Source organism: Nonomuraea sp. NPDC049725, from assembly GCF_040674795.1.
Taxonomy (GTDB): domain Bacteria; phylum Actinomycetota; class Actinomycetes; order Streptosporangiales; family Streptosporangiaceae; genus Nonomuraea; species Nonomuraea ceibae.
Genome location: NZ_JBFANJ010000015.1, coordinates 1 through 18,162, shown reverse-complemented (window position 1 = coordinate 18,162; position 18,162 = coordinate 1). Strand labels below are relative to the sequence as shown.

The following is an 18,162-nucleotide window of genomic DNA, read 5'->3' as shown; positions in this document are numbered from 1 at the left end:
CTTACTTCGCGCCCAGGTCGGCCAGGTCGACCGTCCACACCGGGTGGTACTCCACGCCGGTCACCGAGGCGGCCGTCACGATGTTCTGACCCGGCTGGATGAGCGGCACGAACGGGCCGGAGGCGTTCAGCTTCTCCTGGACCTCGTGGTAGGCGGCGGTGCGGGCCTCGTCGCCGATCGCCTTGGCGGCCTTCTCGCCCGCCTCCTCGATGTCCTTGGCCGAGCCGGTCTTCCACCCGGCCCGCGCGCCGACCGTCTGGCCGGGCAGGAACGCCAGGTAGTCGTTGGGGTCGGGGTAGTCAGGGCCCCAGTACCACAGGCCCATCTCCTCCTTGCCGTTGCGGTAGTTGTCCAGCGCCACCGTCACCGGCGCGGGCTGGAGGTCCACCGTGATGCCGACCTCCTTGAGGTTGGCCTGGATGCGCTCGGCCAGCGGCTGGAACGACAGCCCGTTCACGGTCAGCTCGCTGGGGAACTCCAGCTTGACGCTCGGGTTGGACAGGCCGCTCTCGGCGAGGGCCTTCTTGGCGCCCTCGACGTCGCGCGCCGGCGCCCGGTCGGCCGGCAGCGCGCCGAGGAGCTGCGACGGGATGACGCCCGGCGCCCGCGTCGAGCCCTCGCCGGCCAGCTCCAGCAGGCCCGCGTAGTCGACGCCCTTGCGCACGGCCTCGACGAACTTGGCGTTCGTGGTGGTCTTGCTGATCGCCGGGTCCTGGTTGGCCAGCAGGAAGATGACGTTGGCCGAGGCGGTCTTCTTGACCTGCAGCGTCGCCGGCATGTTCGTCACCTGGTCGCCGGACAGGTTGAGGGCGATCTGGCTGTCGCCGCGCTGGACGTTCAGCTTCTGCGTGGCCGCCTCGACGTTGCGGATGACGACCTTGTCGTAGGCGGGCTTGGCGCCGTAGTACTTGGGGTTCGCCTTGAGCACGACCTGGCTGCTGACGTTGAACGACTCGATCTGGTACGGGCCCGAGCCCGCCGAGTTGCCGTTCAGGTACTGCTCGGCCTTGTCCTGGGCGTCGGCCGTGCCGCCCTGGGCCTTGACGACCTTGCTGTTGAGGATGCCGAGCGCCGGGTTCGGCAGGATGTACGGCAGCGCCGCGTTGGCCTTCTCCGACGTGAGCGTGATCGTCGAGTCGTCGGTCTTGGCGATCTCGACGCCGTCGAGCAGGAACGACGGGGTGCCCTTCATGTCGCGCACCCGGGTCAGCGAGAAGACCACGTCGTCGGCCGTGACGGGGGCGCCGTCGGCGAAGGTCGCGCCCTGCTTGAGCTTGAGCGTGACGACCTTGCCGTCCTCCGACAGCTCGTACGACTCCGCCAGCGCTGGGACCGGCTTGGTCACGTCGCCGCCGTCGAAGGTGAGCAATGTCTCGTACGTGGCCTTGCCCACGATGAGGCCGGTCGGCTCGTAGGTGCGGCCGGGGTCGGCCGTCTTGAGGTCGAAGGACGTGTCGATGACGAGCGTCTTGCCGCCGCTCTGCGCGGCAGGGGCCTGTGAGCCGCCGCTTCCGCAGGCGGCGAGGGCGAGTGCACCGGCGAGCAGCACAGCCGCCGTCTGCGAGCGGGTCGCCATGGTGAGTCCTCCAGATGGACGTTCGGAACGAGGATGCCGAGGATTGTCCGGCAGAATGTCCAGGCCCCGTGCGGTCACCAAGACGGATATAAAGGGGCGAGAGGTAACAATGAGTGAAATTTCCAGAAATGGTGGCATGGGCGGCGCTCAGCCTGGACGGATCGGCATCGGTCTCGAGCTGGACGACATCCATATGAAGATCCTTGAGGTCCTGCGGGAGAACGGCAGGATCTCCGTCGCCGCGCTCGCCGAGCGGGTCGGCATCTCCCGCGCGAACGCCTACACCCGATTCGAGGCGCTGCGTGCCGACGGCGCGATCAAGCGTTTCACCGCCGAGATCGACCACGTCAGGACCGGTCTCGGCATCACCGCGCTCATCTTCGTGACCGTGCGGCAGCAGATGTGGCGCCAGTTCAGGGCCGAGCTGGCCAGGATGCCGGAGGTCGAGTACTGCGCGATCACCACCGGTCAGCACGACGCGATGATCCAGGTCCGCGTGGCCGACGTCGCCGAGGTGCACGCCATGGTGACCGACCGGCTGGCCAACATCCCGGCCGTCAAGGCGACCGAGACCGTGTTCATCCTCGACGAGGTGCTCAGACGGCCCTACGTGCTGCCCGGCGACGGCGACAGGAGCCGCCCCGCCCGGCGGCCCGCGCCCGAGGCCCCGGGCGACGTGCCGCTCGGCAAGATGCGCTTCGTCGGCGCCGCCGAGGGCCGGGCCGCCCTCCGGAAGGACGGCTGACAGCCCGGCTGGACGGATCTTCCCCGTGGACGGCGCGCTCCGGCGATCCGTCCAGTGACCGGCATGACTTCCTTTGCATTGCGCAATGTGATAGCCAGATAACGGTCAGTAGTCGACGGGCAGAGGGAGATCCACATGATGGCGTACATGCTGTCGGTCATGGCGGCGGTCGGGGTGGTCGCGACCGCCGCCGTGGTGTTCCGGGTGGCGCGCAAGGGCACCGACGACCGGCACGCCGACGGCCCGTCGGCGGGCCACGCGGGCGCGATGCTGTCGGCGCTGTTCCTGCTGGTGTTCGCCATTGCCATCATCGTGCCGTGGACCACCGCCGACTCCGCCCGGCAGAACACCCACACCGAGAGCCGGGCCGCCGTCGACGCCTACTGGGCCGCCGCCGACCTGCCCGCCGACTCCCTCGCCCAGGTGCGCGGCGGGTTGCAGGAGTACGTCGCGTTCGTGGTCGAGGACGAGTGGCCGGTCATGGCGCAGGGCAGGCTCGACCCGTCCGGGTCCGCCCGCCTCGACACGCTGCGCGCCCAGGTCTCCGCGCTGAAGCCCGCCACCGAGAACGAGCAGGAGGCCAAGGGCGCGGTCCTCGACCACCTCGCCGCCGTCTCCGCCGCCCGCGCGCAGCGCGCCGCCGACGCCGCCGCCACCCCGCCCGACGGGCTGCTGCTGCTGACCGTCCTCACCGGGCTGATCGTCGTGGTCTTCCCGTTCCTGGCCGGGGCCAGGCCGCGCGGGGCGTCGCTGCTGCCGCTCGGCGCGATGGCCGCGATGCTCGGCTTCGGCGTCTACCTGACCGCCGACATCTCCCACGCCTTCGCCGGGCCGCTGGCCGTGGGGCCGGAGGCGTTCGGCGGGGCGCTGCAGGAGTTCGCCCGCATCGCCGGCGGGGTGTGACATGGCCGCCAGGCACGCGCCCCTGCTCGTCGCCGCCGCGCTCCTCGCCATCTGCGCGAGCGGCCCCGCCACCGCCGAGCACCCGCGCCGCACCGCGACCGAGGGCGGCCTGTACGGCGTCCGCGACGCCGACGTCACCCCGGTCCGCCTCCCCGCCGCCCCCGCCGCCGTCCCGGCCGCCGCGTCCGGAGCGGGCGCGCGGCGCGGGTCCCCGCCCGGCGAGCTGCCCGTGGACGTGGACCGGCTGGTCAAGGCGCCACGCACGGCACCGCGCACGGCACCGCGTACGGGGCCGCGCACAGCACCGCGCACGGTGCCGTCCCGGCAGCGGGACGTGCCCGGCGTCACCATCCGCAGCACGCCGCGCACCCGCAAGGCCACCCCCAGGCCGCGCGTCTCCGTGCCGGGCGTCTCGGTCTACGACGACGCGGTCTGCGTGGACGTGCCCGGCTCCAGCGTGCACGTGGGCGCGTGCCGCTCGCCGCGCGCCCGCGCCACCGCCCGCCCCCGGGCCACCCTGCGGGTCCCGGCCCCCGCCGCCACCCGCGCGGCCGCCGCCCCGTCGCCCACCGCGACCCCCACGCCCACGCCGACCCCGACGCCCAGCGCGTCGGAGCTGCGGGCCAGGGCGGCGCGCCCGGCGCCCCCGCCCCGGCGCGAGAACCCCCTCGGCACCGTGCTCCTCATGGTCGTGCTCACCACCGTGATCGCCTCGACCACCGCCGTGGCGTTCGGGGCCATCCGGTAATCCCGTTGCCGCCGGCCGCCCCGGTTCGCCACGCTGATCGGCATGAACGTCCCCTACCGGCAGATCCGCGCCGCCCACACCGAGGAGTCCGTCACCGTCTACCAGGCCTACGACCCGGCCGTCGCCGCTCCCGCCGTCGCTGCCCAGCGGTTCGTCCCGCCGTTCAAGCGGGAGCGGATGACCTGGATCAAGCCGTCGTTCCTGTGGATGATGTACCGCTGCGGCTGGGCCGCCAAGCCCGGCCAGACCCGCGTGCTGGCGATCGAGGTGACCCGCGACGGCCTCGCCTGGGCGCTCGCGCACTCCTGCCTGAGCCATGACGACGGGCGCGGCGACTGGCCGGAGCGGCTGCGGCGCAGCCCCGTGCGCGTCCAGTGGGACCCGGAACGCGACCCGCACCACAACGCGCTGCCGTACCGCTCGATCCAGATCGGGCTGTCCGGCGAGGCCGTCGCCCGCTACGCCGACGAGTGGACGCTGTCGATCACCGACATCACCGCCCGGGTCCACGACCTGCGCGCGGCCCTGCGTGCCGGCCAGGACATCTCCGCCCGGCTGCCCGCCGAGCGCCCGTACCCGCTCCCCGCCGACCTGGCCGGCAGGATCGGCGCCACGCCCGCCTGACGGGCCTGTTCGCCGGCCCTGCTGGTCGGCCCTGCTCGCCGGGTGCTATTCGCCGGGGCGCTGGCGGGCGCGCCGCCCCGACAGCTCCAGCGTCTGCCCCCGCCGCAGGTAGGCGACCCGGTCGCCGAGCCCGGCCTGCTCGACGTGGTCGCGGAAGTCCGACAGCGGCGACTTGAAGACCGTGTAGTCGTCGAAGTGCACCGGCACCACCGTGTCCGGATCCATGAGGTCCACCCAGCTCGCGCCCTGCTCCCCGTCCATCGTCACCGTCATCAGCCCGAGCAGCCTGGTGCCGCCCAGGTGCACGACGCCCACGTCGATGTCGGGGAACCGGATCGGGATCGACTCCAGCCGCCGGTCCATCAGCGTGTCGCCGCTGATGTGCATGCGCAGGTCCATCAGCCCGTCCCGGTCGCAGAACTCCAGCACGCTGCCCATGACCGGCGGCAGCAGCGCCTGCGCGGGCCCCGGCGCGTGCCGTCCCGGCGTGGCGGTGATCGTCAGCGTCCCCCCGGCGCCGCGCAGCTCGTACTGCCCCCAGGTGTCCAGCCCGGTCGCCTGCCGGAACCCGCGCCGCCGCAGCCGGCGCGCGGCCTGGCCGGTGGTCACGATCGGCGTGTCGCGGTCGAGGCCGCGCCGGGCGACCCGGTCGAAGTGGTCGCCGTGCAGGTGCGACAGCACCACGGCGTCCAGCGTCGGCAGGTCCTCGAGCTCCAGCGCCGGGTCCGTCCTGCGCCGCGACGCGAGCCCGTACCCGAGATAGGCCGCCTGCCCCCGGTGCAGGAAGTTCGGATCGGTGAGCAGCGTGAACCCGTTGTACCGGATGAGCATGGTGGCGTTCCCGATGAACGTCAGGCCGTTGTCGCGCATGGCGGTCCTCCCAGGAGCCGGTCAGGCCGGATGCGGCGGCCGCTGCTCGGGAGGCACGCCGCCGCCCTTGCCGCCGCCCTTCTTGCCCTTGTCCGTCCCGTGCGGCTGGGCGGTCCCCCGGGTGCCGCGCCGCTTCTCGGGGATGGCCTGCGCGGAGCTGTCGTCCGTGGCGCCCTTGCCGGACCTGCGGAGCTCCTGCTGCTGTGGCTTCGTCATGGTTTAGCCCCCTTTCATGCCTTTCGTCCCCCTGCCACGGGAGGCATGGAGCAAACCACGCGCGGACGCCGGACAGGCGCCCCCGGCTGCCCGCCCGGCGTCCGCGCTCCACGCTCAGAGCGTGAAGCAGGTCCGGCCCTTCGCCCGCCAGCCCGCGCCGACCTTCTCCCAGCCCTGCGCGCAGATCCGCATGCCGGGCGCGTAGTCGTCGACGCCGCTCCAGATCGCCGCCTGTGGCGGCCGGGAGTCACCCCGCTGGATCGTCGCCCTGCCCTCGCGGTGCAGGTCGATGTGGCCCTCCCAGGCCCCGGTGCGGCCGTCGTGGTACGCCTCGGCGTACGTGACGCGGGTGCCCTCGTTGACGACCTTCAGGCACACCCCGGGGACGTCGCTCCGGTTGCTGCAGGACTGGTGGTCGGCGTGGGCCGACGGAGCCAGGGCGACCACGCCGCAGGCGAGCACCGCCGCCGCGAAGAGACCCTTGACCGTGCGGATGTCGTTCATCGCTGTTCCTCATCCCTGTCGGGGAGCGGCGCCTGTCGCCGCTGCCGAGAACCAGCGAACCCGCAGGTCAGGGCTGTCCAACAGAGGCCCGGACGGACTCGTCCGCAATCGGGCCACTCCCGGCCGCCCCCGGACGGCCGCCGCCTCAGCCCTCGCGGCCGGGCGCGCTCATGTCCCCCGTCGCGGGCGTGCCCTCGGCCAGCCCGTAACGCAGCAGGACCGTGCCCTTCGGGCTCGCCGCCGGCGGTTCGAGCAGCGTGAGGTTCGTCGGCACCGCGCCGCCGTCGAACACCTTCTTCCCGCTGCCGAGCACGATCGGGTGCACCCACAGGTCGAGCCGGTCGAACAGCTTCTCGCGCAGCAGCGTCTGCACCAGGTTGAGGCTGCCGACCACCTTGACGTGCTCGTGCCGCTCCCGGATCTCCCGCACCGCCCCGGCCAGGTCCGGCCCGAGCTGCGTCGAACCGGCCCAGGACAGGTCCGGACGGCCGCGCGAGGCCACGTACTTGGGGACGCGGTTGAACAGCACCGCGAACTCGTGGTCCTCGCCGCCCTCCTGGTGCGGCCAGAAGGCGGCGAAGATGTCGTACGTCCGCCGCCCGAGCAGCAGTGCGTCGGTCCCCTCGTACGCGGCGGCGACCTGCGCCCCGGCCACCTCGTCCAGCAGGGGCGCCTGCCAGCCGCCGAACGAGAACCCCAGCGGGTCCTCCTCGGGGCCGCCGGGCGCCTGCCCGACGAGGTCGAGGGTCGTGAACAGCTCGATGTGGATGAGGCCCATGACGTGTTCTCCCGGTGGATCGGCCGTCCTGTCGTGAGATGGACCCGCGGGCGCGGCCGGAATCATCGCCGACACGCCCCGGAACTCTCCGATCACGATAGGTCACGGACCGTGCGGCCCGATGCCGTGGAGGCAGGTGGCGACGATCCGGGCGGCGAAGCCGGGCGGGACGTCGACGGCGGCCGCCGGGGCGCCGGCGAACAGATGGGGGAGGACCAGCTCGTGGCAGGCGCCGACGATCATGGTGGCGGCGGCGTCCGGGTCCGCCGACGGGGAGAGGCGGCCCAGGGCCAGCTCCTCGCGCAGGTAGCCGGCCAGCGTCTCCTTGAGGTCCGGGCCGCCGCCGAGGGCGGCGAACCGGGTCAGGATGCCGGGCTGGGCCGGCAGGCCGGCGAACGCGGGGAGGATCGCCCGGTGGAACTCCACGCCGTAGGTCACGTACGCCAGCAGGTTCGCCTCCAGGTCGGCCGTCCCGGGCTCCGGCAGCGGGGGGAGGGCGCGGGCGACCGTGCGGACGTGCGCGTGCAGGGCCTGGGCGAGCAGTTCGTCCTTGTCGGCGAAGTGGTTGTACAGGACGCCGTCGGCCACCCCGGCCTCGCGGGCGACGGCCCGTACGGTGAGCCCGGCCGCGCCCTGGCGGGCGATCAGGCGTCCGGCGGCGGCGACCAGGTGCTCGGGCAGCGTCACGTCCCCGCCCACCGCCCCCGCCTTGCGCGGGCTCACGGGCGGCCGCCCGCGGGACGGGTGGCGGTGTCCTGGGTGGCGGTGTCCAGGGTGGCGGTGTCCAGGGTGGCGGTGATCAGGGTGGCGGTGACGCGCAGCCGTACGGCGCCGTCGCGTTCGAAGGGGCGCAGCGCGGGCTCCAGGGCGGCGAGGGCGCGGCGGGCGGAGCCGGCGTCGGAGTGGCGGAGGTGGTGGCGGAGCGGGCCGCCTGCGGCCAGGAAGTCGGCGGCGTCGCGCGCGTCGCGGCCCAGCACCTGCTCGGCCTCGACCGCCTCGGCCCGGACGCCGGTGAAGCCGGCGGCGGTGAACACCTCGGCGGCGCGGCCGGGGTCGGCGAGCGAGAGCGGCGAGGTGCCGTCGGGGGACGGCGGCGCCTCCGGCAGGTGTGCGGTCACGGCGGCGAGCACCGTGCCGAGGTCCACCGGGTCGCGCAGGCCCAGGAACGCCACCCGCCCGCCGGGCCGCAGCGCCCGCCCGATGTTGGCGAACGCGGCCACCGGATCGGCGAAGAACATGATCCCGAACCGGCTCGTCGCCACGTCGTACGCGCCCGCCTCGAACGGGTGAACCTGCGCGTCGCCCCGCTCGAACGTGACGTTGCCGAGCCCCTCGGCGGCGGCCAGCCTGCGGGCGGTCTCCAGCATGGGGGCCGACAGGTCGACGCCGGTGACGTGGCGGGCGCGGCGCGCGGCCAGGCGGCTGATCTGGCCGGTGCCGCAGCCGACGTCGAGCACCCGGTCGCCGTCGGCGACGTGGCGGAGCAGGTGGTCGTTGAAGCCGCTGTTGACGGCGTCGTAGCGGTCGGGGTGGCCGGCCCAGTGGGCGCCCTCGTAGCCGTTCCACGCCTCGGACTGGTGCTCGTTGACGATCATCGCGCCTCCTTGTGAACGTGCGTTCATGAGCGATCGTTCATACCATGCGGGGTTGTCAAGGAAGACGGCGGGCGCCCGCGTGGTTGGGACAGGACATGGAGGAGATCGACGTCGTGGTCATCGGCGCCGGGCAGGCGGGCCTGTCCAGCGCGTACTTCCTGCGCAGGTTCGGCTTCGAGCCGCTGGTGCTCGACGCGGCCGACGGGCCTGGCGGCGCGTGGCGGCACCGGTCGCCGACGCTGACCATGGACAAGGTGCACGGCATCTTCGACCTGCCGGGAGTGCGCCGCGAGCCCGACGTCGACGGCGCGCGGCCCGCCGCCGAGGTGGTGCCCGCCTACTACGCCGGCTACGAGGCGAGCGCCGGGCTGCGCGTGCTGCGGCCGGTCCGGGTGACCGCCGTGCTGCCGGGCGACCGGCTCACCGTCGTGTCCGGCGCGGGGGAGTGGGCGGCCCGGGCGGTGGTCAACGCCACCGGCACCTGGACGCGCCCGTACTGGCCCTACTATCCGGGCGCCCGCGCGTTCGGCGGCCGGCAGCTCCACTACGCCTCCTACCGGGGGCCGGCGGAGTTCGCCGGGCGGCGCGTCGTCGTGGTCGGCGGCGGGCACTCGGCCGCGCATGTGCTGTCGGAGCTGGGCGGGGTGGCCGCGAGCACGCTCTGGGTCACCCGCAGCGAGCCCGACTTCCGCGACGGCGAGTTCGGCGAGCAGGCCCGCCGGGAGGCCGTCGCGCTGGTCGAGGAGCGGGTGCGGGCCGGGCTGCCGCCGCGCAGCGTCGTCAGCGTCACCGGGCTCGGCCACACCGCCGTCGTCCGCGACGCGCTGGCCAAGGGCGTGCTGGAGCGGGTGCCGATGTTCGAGCGGATCACCGCCGGCGGGGTCGCCTGGGCCGGCGGGCGGCACCACGAGGCGGACGTGATCGTGTGGGCGACCGGGTTCCGCTCGGCGCTCGACCACCTGGCCCCGCTGCGGCTGCGCGAGCCCGGCGGCGGCGTCAAGGTCGACGGCACCCGGGCGGTGCGCGAGCCCCGGCTGCAGCTCGTCGGCTACGGCCCCTCGGCGAGCACCATCGGCGCGAACCGGGCCGGCCGCACCGCCGCCGCGGAGGTGCGCCGGCTGCTGTCGGGGGCGTCCGAAAACCGGCCCGGACTGATCGGCGGCTCAGCCGGCGTGCCCGCTGCCTGAGCGTTCGCCGGACCGCATCGGCGAGGGGAAAAATGCCGACTCAGCGGTTCATGGTTACAAATTCGGAACCTCTCGACACAGGCTGTGACGATAGGCTAGCGTCCCCCGCAGAAGGATCTTTCCCCCCCTCGAACGCGGAGGTTCCGTCATGGAAGTTCCCGGCTACACCGAGATCCGGGAACTCGGGCGCGGCGGCACCGGGCACGTGACGCTGGCCGTGCGCGACTCCGACGGGACGGCCGTCGCCGTCAAGCACCTGTCGGACCGGTTACGCGAGGACCCCGTCTTCGCCGCGCGCTTCCGCGCCGAGGCGCGGGTGATCGCCGAGCTCGACAGCCCGCACATCGCCCGCCTGCTCGACTACGTGGAGGACGAGGCCGGCGCCGCCATCGTGATGGAGCTCGTCGACGGCGTCCCGCTGCGCCGCCTGCTCGGGCAGGAAGGCGGCACCGGCCCGGAGGCCGCGCTCGCCGTGCTCAAGGGCGCGCTGCTCGGCCTGGCCGAGGCGCACCGCCACGGCATCGTGCACCGCGACTTCAAGCCCGAGAACGTCATCGTCACCGACGACGGCGGCAGCAGGCTGGTCGACTTCGGCGTGGCCGCCCGCGCCGGCGAGGCGGGCCCGCCGGCCGGCACCCCGCCCTACATGGCGCCCGAGCGGTGGGACGACGCCCCGGCCGGCCCGCGCTCCGACGTGTACGCGGCGGCGGCGGTGTTCTACGAGTGCCTCACCGGCCGCCGCCCGTTCACCGGCGACAACGTCGCCGCCCTCGCCCACCAGCACCGGCACGCCGTCCCCGACCTGGGCGCGGTCGACGAGCCGGTCCGCGGCCTGGTCCTGTACGGGCTGGCCAAGGACCCGGCCGAGCGGCCCGGCTCGGCCGAGGCGTTCCTGGCCGAGCTGGAACGCGTCGCGTCGGTCGCCTACGGCTCGCGGTGGGAGGCGCGGGGCCGCTCCCGGCTGGGGGCGCTCACCGTGCCGTTCCTCACCCTGCGCACCCCGCAGCCGGCCCCCGGCGCGGGCGCCCTCCCGTTCCCGGCCGGGCTCGCTCCCGCCTCCCGCCTCGCCGTGACCGGCGGGCTCGTGCTGGCGACCGCGGTGGCGGTGGTCTCCGTCTTCCTCATCTGGAACGAGACACCCGGCCCCCGGTACGCGTCCCCGCCCGCCACGTCGCAGCCCGCGCCCGTACCCGGCTCGGGCAGCCCGGAGCCCACGGCGTCCGGCTGGATGACGCCCCCGGTGCGCTTCACCGCCCCGCCCGGCACGCCACCGGCCCGCGACCCGGCCCGCGACCCTGCCCGCGCGGCGACGTTCGGCCCCACGGCCCCGCCCGCCCGCACGCCCGATGCGCACCGCCCCACCCGCGACGCCGGCCCCGGCGACCCGGCGCCCACCGACGCGCACACCGACGCGCACACCGGCGCGCCCACCAAGGCCCCCGCCACGGCCCCCGCTCCGACCGGCACGGCGGGCCCCGACGAGCCCGACGAGCACGAGCGGCCCGAGCCCGAACCCGGGCCCGGCACCGAGCGCCCGGACCCGCCCGCCACCAGCGCCCCGCCGCCCCCTCCCAGCACCCGGCCGCCCGCCAAGAGCAAGGAGCCGCTGGTCTCGGTGTCGGTCAAGGTGTCGGTGGACGTGCCCGTCCTCGGCGGCAAGGGCGACGGGCTGCTCGACGCCGACGTCGGCCTGGGGCTCGGCACCAGCCTGTTCGGCGTCGTCCTCGTCCCCGGCTCGGTGCTCCTCGGCCGGCATCTCGCCGTCCGCAGAACCCGCCGGAACAGGCCGCCGGACGCCTGACGACCCCCTCGCACAGGGTCGCCGGGAGCCGCGGTGGTCAGGACGGGGCGGCGGTGAGCCGCCAGCCCCGCCCGCCGCGCTGCGCCTGCCAGAGCCTGCTGTAGGGCCCGCCGGCGGCCACGAGGGAGTCGTGCGTCCCGGTCTCGGTCACGCGCCCGTCCTCGACGACGGCGATCTGGTCGGCCTCGACGACGTTGCCCAGCCGGTGCGCGACGAGCAGCACCGTGCTGTGCCGGGCCAGCTCGCGGACCGAACGCCGCAGGAAGCGCTCGTTCTCGGCGTCGAGCGCGGCCGTGGCCTCGTCCAGCAGCACGATCGGCGCCCGCTTGAGCAGCGCCCGCGCGATCGAGACGCGCTGGCGCTCGCCTCCGGACAGCGACACGCCGCCCTCTCCGACCCGGGTACGCCAGCCGTCCGGGAGCCGGGCGACGATCTCGTCCACGCCCGCGAGCCGGGCCGCCTCGGCCAGCTCCTCGCCGGTGGCCTCCGGCCGGCCGAGCCGGATGTTGGCCTCCAGCGTGTCGTCGAACAGGTAGACGTCCTGGAAGACGAGGGCGAGCTGCCCCATCAGGTCCTCGGTGCGCAGCTCGCGCACGTCGGCGCCGCCGACGCGGACCGTGCCCTGCCCGGCGTCCCAGAACCGGCTGATGAGCCGGATGACGGTCGTCTTGCCGGACCCGGACGGCCCGACCAGCGCGGTCACCGAGCCGGCCGGCACGGTGAGCGAGAAGTCGCGCAGCACCGGCGTCCCCGGCCGGTAGCCGAACGTGACGCGGTCGAGCTCGATCCGCCCGGGCCGCGGCAGCGGCGCCGAGACGGCCGGCTCCGGCACGGCAGGCTCGCGCAGCACGTCGGTGAGGCGGCGCAGGTCGTTCCCGGCGATCCGGATCGCGCCCGCGTACTCGACGGCGTCGGCGAGCGGGCCGGCGAAGCGGAACGCGAGCGCGATGAGCGCGACCGCGGCGGCGGGCGTGACGGCCCCGTCGAGCGCGAGCCACACGCACACCAGCAGCAGCGCCGTCACGGCGAGCTGCACCGCGAGCCCGCCCACGGTCAGCCCCGCCACGCCCTGGGCGAGGGTGCGGCGGCGGGTGCGCCGCTGCTCCTCGATCGCCTCCTCCAGCGGACGGTAGCCGTGCGCGCCGCGGCCGAAGGCGCGCAGCACCCGCTGGTCCCTGCCGAACTCGATGACCCGGGTGGCCGCCTCGACGTCGGCGGCGTGGTTGCGCGCCTCCCCGCGCGACAGGCTCGCGGCGCCGAAGCGGAACGCCAGTGCCAGGACCGGGACGGACAGCGCGGCGGCGAGCCCGAGCCGCCAGTCGTACCAGAACAGGGCGACGGTCACGGCGGCGGGCGAGGCGACGGCGATGACCAGGGGCGCCAGCAGGTGCGCGAAGATCCCGGTGATCATCATGGTGCCGTCGGTGGCCACGCGGGTCAGCCGCCCGGTGCGCCCGGCGTCGAACCAGCCGAGCGGCAGGCTCACCAGGTGGTCGCCGAGCCGCCGGTGCATGGCCGACATGGTGTGCAGCGCGGCGGCCGACCCCCGTACGGTCTGCGCGTACCGGACGGCGGCGGCCACGGCGGTGACGGCCGCGAGCGCCAGCAGGTGCGGGCCGAGCGCGTCGCGGTCGCCGGCGGCGACGTCCTCGACCACCGGCACGAGCAGCGCCGCGGCGACGCCGCTGAGCAGGCCGTAGACGACGGTCCAGGCCAGGTAGCCGGTCAGGATGCGGGCCCGGTCCGGGCCGAGCAGCAGCCTCAGATCGGCGATCATGCCGCGACCTCCTCGTGCGCCGCCCACATGCGGCTGTAGGGCCCGCCCGAGGCGAGCAGTTCGGCGTGGGTGCCCGTCTCGGCGACGCGGCCCCGGTCCAGGACGACGATCCGGCCGGCGCCGGCGACGGTGGCGAGCCGGTGCGCGATCACCAGCACCGTCCGGCCGCCGGCCAGGCGGGACAGCGCGTCCTGGATCGCCGCCTCCGACTCGGGGTCGGCGAACGCGGTGGCCTCGTCGAGCACCAGCACGGGCGTGTCGGCCAGCAGCGCGCGGGCGATGCCGACCCGCTGCGCCTCGCCGCCGGACAGGTGGGCGTCGTGGCCGGCGACGGAGTCGTAGCCGCGGGGGAGCGCGAGGATCCGGTCGTGGATCTGCGCCGCCCGGCAGGCGTCGTGGATCTCGGCGTCCGTCGCCTCGGGCCGGCCGAGCGCGACGTTGTCGCGGATCGAGCCGCCCAGCAGCCGCACGTCCTGCAGCACGAAGCCGATGTGACGGTAGAGCTCGGCCGGGTCGATCTCCCGTACGTCCGCGCCGCCGATGCGGACCGCGCCGCCGGTGACGTCGTGGAAGCGGGGCAGCAGCGTGGCCAGGGTGGACTTCCCGGAGCCGGACGGGCCGACGAGCGCCGTGACCGTGCCCGGCTCGCAGGTGAAGCTCACCCCGTCCAGGACGTCGTGCTCGTCGTAGGCGAACCGCACGTCGTCGTACTCGACCCGGTGGCCGGCCGGGCGGCGCGGCGACGCGGGCGCCGGCAGCGGCGCGACCTCCAGCAGCCGCTGGATGCGCAGCGCGGCGGCAGCGGCGGAGCGGCGGCTCAGCGAGGCGAAGCCGAGCGGTTCGATCGCGATCGGGATCACGAACGCCAGCAGCACGCAGGCCAGCGCCTCGCCCGGCGTCACCCAGCCCGCGCCGGTGAACCACGCGCTCCCGGCGACGGCGACCAGGCCGACCACCGGCGCGGACACCGCGAGCCCCGCCAGCGCCTCGATCCGGTCCATCGGCCGGACCCAGGCGGCGAAGAAGTCCGTGTACTCCTCGGCGGCCCGCCGGTAGGCGGCGTGCGCCCGCCCGGCCCGGCCGAACGCCTTGACCACCGCGATGCCCGAGACGAACTCGACCACGGCGGAGCCCAGCTTCGCGTTGCTCTCGTCGATCCTGCGCATGACGTCGTTGGAACCGCGTTCCATGTACGCGTACGCGCCGGCGAACAGCGGCACCGTCGCCACCGCGAGCAGGGCCAGCCGCCAGTCCAGGACCAGCAGGTAGGCGAGCGCGCCGAGCGGCGTGACGATCGCGGCGGTGGTCTCGACCGCCTGGTGGGCGACGAGCTGGTGCAGCGCGTCGACGTCGCTCATCGCGGTCTTGCGCAGCGTCCCGGAGGAGTTGCGGGAGAACCAGCCGAGCGGCACCCGGCCGAGGTGGGCGATCATCCGGCGGCGCAGGACCGCCTGCAGCCGCACGTCGGCCACGTGCGTGATCGTCAGCGCCGCGCTCATGAACGCGCCCCGCAGCAGCAGCCCGAGGACGATCAGCGCCGCCACCAGGACCACCCGGTCCCGGTCCGGCGGCGTGGCCAGCAGCGCGCCCGCCAGCTCGGCCAGACCCGCGTACGGGGCCAGCCCGGCCAGCGCGCCCAGCCCGGCGAGCACGCACGCCAGCCGGACGCGCCCGGCGACGGGACGGCGCAGCTCCCGCAGCGCCCGCACGGCCTCCCGGTGCTCGGCGTCGTCGGCCTGCCCGCTCATGACGCCGCCCGCGGGTGCTCTCGCATGTGTTCGTGAGGGTGTTCGTGAACCATGTCCACGACCCTGGCGCGGCCTACCCGGCGGCGTCTTGAACGAATGTTCCCCCAGGCGCCGCCTGATCCCCGGCCCAGGCGCGATAAAGCGACGCGGGCGTGTAGCCGGCCAGCTCGCGCAGGTCGCGGGTGAGGTGGGGCTGGTCGGCGTAGCCGTACCGGGCGGCGACCTCGGCGGGCGCGGTCCCCGCCATGATCGCGTCGATCGCGGGGGACAGCCGCACGATCATCGCCGCCCGCTTGGGCGTCACCCCGATCTGGGCCTTGAACCGCGACCACAGCCGCTTGCGGCTCCACCCCGTCTCGGCCGCCAGATCGCTCGTGCGGCGCCGCCCGCCGCTGGCCACCAGCCCATGCCAGACGAAGGCCACCTCCGGGTCGACGGACCGGCCCGCGTGCATCCGCCCGGCGAGCGCCGCGCGCAGCTCGGCGAACCGCTCCTCCCACCGCCCCGCGCCCGCGAGCGCCCCGCGGAGCCGCCGCGCCTCGGCGCCCCACAGGTCCTCGAACCCGGCGACGGTGCCGGCCAGCTCGGCGACCGCCCCGTCCAGCACGGAGTACGCGGCCAGCGGGGACAGGTGGACGTCCACGCAGGCCACGTCCCGGCCGTGGACCCGTACCGAGTTGACCCCCACCCCGCTGACGATCCCGGCCGTCACCGGGCCGGACCGCTCGATCCGCAGCTCCCCGTCGAGCACGAGCACGATCGTCAGCCCCGGCTGCGGCAGCACCGGCATGTCCAGGCCCCGCCCGGCGCGGTCGCGATAGCCGACGAGCTCCACGCCGCCGGGACCGGGCCCCCGGACGACCTCCCAGCCGCCGCCCTGCTCAGCGCGCACGACCACGGCGGGGACCGGATGATCTAGCAGGACGATTTCCGTACATACCCCGACAGTATCTTCGGGCACCCGTTATCGAGCAGGCGCCCTCGACCCCTGCCGAATCCGTCAATTGCCGGGCACGCAGGAGGATCCCCTACTATCTTGCCTCGATAGAGGGCACCCCCGGCCTGATTTACGTCCTGACCGGATTCCGCCCTGCGGATCGGGCAAAGGAGAAGCGTGGCGGTTGCGTCCCCCGCCGGACGGCGGCGCGGCTCGCTCGGTTCCCGTACGGCGGTCCTCGCCGTCGTGGCGGCCCTGCTCATCGTCCCCGGCACCGCGGGCGCCGACCCGAAGCCGACGGTCAAGGGCCTGGAGAAGGAGCTCGCCGCGCTGCGCAAGGACTCCGACCGGATGATCGAGGACTACTACCACGGCCGCCGCGAGCTGCAACGGGTGGAGAAGGCCGAGAAGGCCGCCCGCGAGAAGCTGGAGGCCGCCCAGGAGATCCTCGACCGCGAGTCCACCTACCTGCGGACGATGGCCGTCGCCGAGTTCATGAGCGGCAGGCGCAACGAGCTCACGATGGTCGCCGAGGAGGAGGACCCGGCCGACCTGCTGAACCGGCTGGCGCTGCGCGACCACCTGATCGCCCAGCAGCAGGCCAGGCTGAGCGGCTACACCCAGGTGCGCGACCGGCACCTGAACGCCCAGAAGGAGGCCGAGGCCCGCGCCGAGGAGCTGTCGGCCACCGTCGGCGACCTCGCCGGGAAGCAGGAGAAGGCCGAGAAGCAGATCGAGCGCATCCGGGACAAGATCGACCAGCTCCACAAGGCGCCCGGCCGCCGCGGCGACGGCACCTGGCTCCCGCAGCTTCCCGGCGGGCCGGACAACATCACCCCCCGGATGCGGCTGGTCAAGACGCTCATCGCCAAGCGCTTCGTGGTGCCGTTCGGGATCGGCTGCTACCGGGCGATCCAGGACGGCGGCGAGCACCCGCTGGGCCGGGCCTGCGACTTCATGCTCAGCCGGGGCGGCGCCATGCCCTCGGCCGCCGAGATCCAGCGCGGCCACGACATCTCCGCCTGGGCGATCAAGAACGCCAAGCGGCTCGGCATCATGTACATCATCTACCGCCAGCGCATCTGGCACGTCCGCACCGGGGCGTGGCGCTACATGTCCGACCGGGGCGGCGCCACCGCCAACCACTACGACCACCCGCACATCTCGGTCTACTGACGCGCACGGCCGCCCTATCAGGCGAATCTTCCCCTACGTAAGGGCTTGTTCCGGTCCTGTTCCGGTTCCTCGGCCCACCGGACCGAGAGCAGCGCGCCTGTTGTCCTCCGCGTGGGCCGGTCCTCGGCCATGACGCCCGGAAGTCACCTGCGAGGGGCGCGGGTTCGCAGGCTCGCCGAACGCGTGAGCGCTCGCGTGGAGCGCGCTGACCAGCGGCTGGGGCGGGAGGCGGTGACGATCCGGCAGAGGGCGCGCCGGTATGGCGTGCAGGTGCTGGGGACGGGCCGGCCGTGAGGTCGTGTACGACTTCGCCGGCCTGGTTGCGGAGCGGGCGCGCCTCGCCGGGGCGGAACTTCCGGTTTCCGGCGGTGCGCGCCGAGGGCGTCGAGCAGTGCCGGCTCGTGCCGACGTTTCAGTAGGGATTCGTGCAGGCGATGGACATGTCGTCGAAGCGCACCCATGTCTTGACGCCGTTGCTGTTACCGAAGATCACCTGTAGGTAGATGGTGCCCGAGTAGCCTTGCAGGTTCAATCCGGACATGGATATCTGCTTGTAGCCTCCGCCCGTTACCCAGGGATAGGTTTCGGCGATGATATGCCATCCGTTCGGATTCCAGACCTGCAGGCCGACGAACGCGCCAGAATACAGAACGTTGACCCATACTCCTACCGCGCAGTTGTATCGATCGACGAAGCCGCCGTCGAGGGTTATCGGAATACGGTTGGCGGCCCAGCCATTGCCGACGTAGAGCCAGCCGTTATTCACCCCCGAACGCGCAACGGGCTGGTTGATGTCATAGCCGGCGATCCCGTCGCCGTCGCCCCCGCCTTGCCATCTGGTCTGCGGAACGCCCTCTAGATCGTCGGTGCGCGACGTGATGCCGGCTAGGGGCTGTTTCTTAGATCTGATGACCGTTCGTGGTTGAGACGTCACGATGGGCATATGGGTCGTGGTGACTTAACGAACGCGGAGTGGG

18 protein-coding genes are annotated in these 18,162 nt (G+C 74.1%); 7 read left to right on the top strand and 11 right to left on the bottom strand.

Translation table 11 applies throughout. The annotated features are described in order from the left end of the window. Position 1: 1 nt before the first annotated feature. Complete coding sequence (locus AB0J53_RS32835; protein ID WP_364179569.1) at positions 2-1,576, bottom strand: ABC transporter substrate-binding protein; 1,575 nt, start codon at positions 1,574-1,576, stop codon at positions 2-4. A gap of 55 nt (positions 1,577-1,631) precedes the next feature. Here AB0J53_RS32835 and AB0J53_RS32830 point away from each other — a divergent pair, with 55 nt between their 5' ends. The 4 genes from AB0J53_RS32830 (at position 1,632) to AB0J53_RS32815 (ending at position 4,596) form a co-directional block, all read left to right on the top strand. After that, positions 1,632-2,321, top strand: coding sequence for an Lrp/AsnC family transcriptional regulator (locus AB0J53_RS32830; protein ID WP_357588391.1), 690 nt, complete (start codon positions 1,632-1,634; stop codon positions 2,319-2,321). Positions 2,322-2,456: 135 nt separating this feature from the next. Further along, positions 2,457-3,224 (top strand): DUF4239 domain-containing protein, encoded by a 768-nt coding sequence (locus AB0J53_RS32825; protein ID WP_219519861.1) that lies wholly within the window; start codon positions 2,457-2,459, stop codon positions 3,222-3,224. Between the two features lies 1 nt (position 3,225). Next, positions 3,226-3,972, top strand: a complete 747-nt coding sequence (locus tag AB0J53_RS32820) for a hypothetical protein (RefSeq protein ID WP_364179567.1) — start codon at positions 3,226-3,228, stop codon at positions 3,970-3,972. Positions 3,973-4,014: 42 nt separating this feature from the next. Further along, positions 4,015-4,596 (top strand): DUF4291 domain-containing protein, encoded by a 582-nt coding sequence (locus AB0J53_RS32815; RefSeq protein ID WP_364179565.1) that lies wholly within the window; start codon positions 4,015-4,017, stop codon positions 4,594-4,596. 45 nt (positions 4,597-4,641) lie between these two features. On the opposite strand, the gene AB0J53_RS32810 is transcribed toward AB0J53_RS32815, so the two are convergent. From AB0J53_RS32810 to AB0J53_RS32785, 6 genes are all read right to left on the bottom strand, one after another. Beyond that, complete coding sequence (locus tag AB0J53_RS32810) at positions 4,642-5,466, bottom strand: MBL fold metallo-hydrolase (RefSeq protein ID WP_364179563.1); 825 nt, start codon at positions 5,464-5,466, stop codon at positions 4,642-4,644. Positions 5,467-5,487: 21 nt separating this feature from the next. Further along, positions 5,488-5,682 carry a hypothetical protein gene (locus AB0J53_RS32805; protein ID WP_219519873.1) on the bottom strand — a complete coding sequence of 65 codons (195 nt, stop codon included), beginning with the start codon at positions 5,680-5,682 and terminating at the stop codon, positions 5,488-5,490. 114 nt (positions 5,683-5,796) lie between these two features. After that, positions 5,797-6,186, bottom strand: coding sequence for a hypothetical protein (locus AB0J53_RS32800; RefSeq protein ID WP_219519876.1), 390 nt, complete (start codon positions 6,184-6,186; stop codon positions 5,797-5,799). Between the two features lie 145 nt (positions 6,187-6,331). Continuing rightward, the gene (locus tag AB0J53_RS32795; protein WP_219519879.1) at positions 6,332-6,964 is read right to left on the bottom strand and encodes a dihydrofolate reductase family protein; all 633 of its coding nucleotides are present in this window, start codon (positions 6,962-6,964) and stop codon (positions 6,332-6,334) included. 102 nt (positions 6,965-7,066) lie between these two features. Beyond that, positions 7,067-7,687, bottom strand: coding sequence for a TetR/AcrR family transcriptional regulator (locus tag AB0J53_RS32790; protein ID WP_364179560.1), 621 nt, complete (start codon positions 7,685-7,687; stop codon positions 7,067-7,069). Beyond that, a complete protein-coding gene (locus AB0J53_RS32785) occupies positions 7,684-8,559 on the bottom strand; it encodes a class I SAM-dependent methyltransferase (protein ID WP_364179558.1) in 876 nt (291 codons plus the stop codon). Before AB0J53_RS32785 ends, AB0J53_RS32790 begins: the two co-directional genes overlap by 4 nt. A gap of 95 nt (positions 8,560-8,654) precedes the next feature. Here AB0J53_RS32785 and AB0J53_RS32780 point away from each other — a divergent pair, with 95 nt between their 5' ends. Together AB0J53_RS32780 and AB0J53_RS32775 are read left to right on the top strand one after the other, a co-directional pair. Next, complete coding sequence (locus AB0J53_RS32780) at positions 8,655-9,746, top strand: FAD-dependent oxidoreductase (protein ID WP_364179556.1); 1,092 nt, start codon at positions 8,655-8,657, stop codon at positions 9,744-9,746. A gap of 148 nt (positions 9,747-9,894) precedes the next feature. Next, positions 9,895-11,547 (top strand): protein kinase, encoded by a 1,653-nt coding sequence (locus AB0J53_RS32775; protein WP_364179554.1) that lies wholly within the window; start codon positions 9,895-9,897, stop codon positions 11,545-11,547. Positions 11,548-11,584: 37 nt separating this feature from the next. On the opposite strand, the gene AB0J53_RS32770 is transcribed toward AB0J53_RS32775, so the two are convergent. The 3 genes from AB0J53_RS32770 to AB0J53_RS32760 all read right to left on the bottom strand — a co-directional run bounded on the left by AB0J53_RS32770 (position 11,585) and on the right by AB0J53_RS32760 (position 15,970). After that, positions 11,585-13,324: an ABC transporter ATP-binding protein gene (locus AB0J53_RS32770; RefSeq protein ID WP_364179552.1), complete on the bottom strand. Its 1,740-nt coding sequence runs from the start codon at positions 13,322-13,324 to the stop codon at positions 11,585-11,587. After that, positions 13,321-15,072, bottom strand: coding sequence for an ABC transporter ATP-binding protein (locus tag AB0J53_RS32765; RefSeq protein ID WP_364179550.1), 1,752 nt, complete (start codon positions 15,070-15,072; stop codon positions 13,321-13,323). The genes AB0J53_RS32770 and AB0J53_RS32765 overlap by 4 nt, the downstream gene beginning before the upstream one ends. Positions 15,073-15,145: 73 nt before the next feature. Continuing rightward, positions 15,146-15,970: a helix-turn-helix domain-containing protein gene (locus AB0J53_RS32760; RefSeq protein WP_364179548.1), complete on the bottom strand. Its 825-nt coding sequence runs from the start codon at positions 15,968-15,970 to the stop codon at positions 15,146-15,148. Between the two features lie 216 nt (positions 15,971-16,186). Between AB0J53_RS32760 and AB0J53_RS32755 the strand changes: the two genes are divergently transcribed. Then, entirely contained in the window at positions 16,187-17,185 is a 999-nt protein-coding gene (locus tag AB0J53_RS32755) for a hypothetical protein (protein ID WP_364179546.1), read from the top strand. Positions 17,186-17,597: 412 nt separating this feature from the next. Here the strand turns inward: AB0J53_RS32755 and AB0J53_RS32750 are convergent, their stop codons facing one another. Further along, positions 17,598-18,128: a hypothetical protein gene (locus tag AB0J53_RS32750; protein WP_364179544.1), complete on the bottom strand. Its 531-nt coding sequence runs from the start codon at positions 18,126-18,128 to the stop codon at positions 17,598-17,600. Between the last annotated feature and the right edge of the window lie 34 nt (positions 18,129-18,162).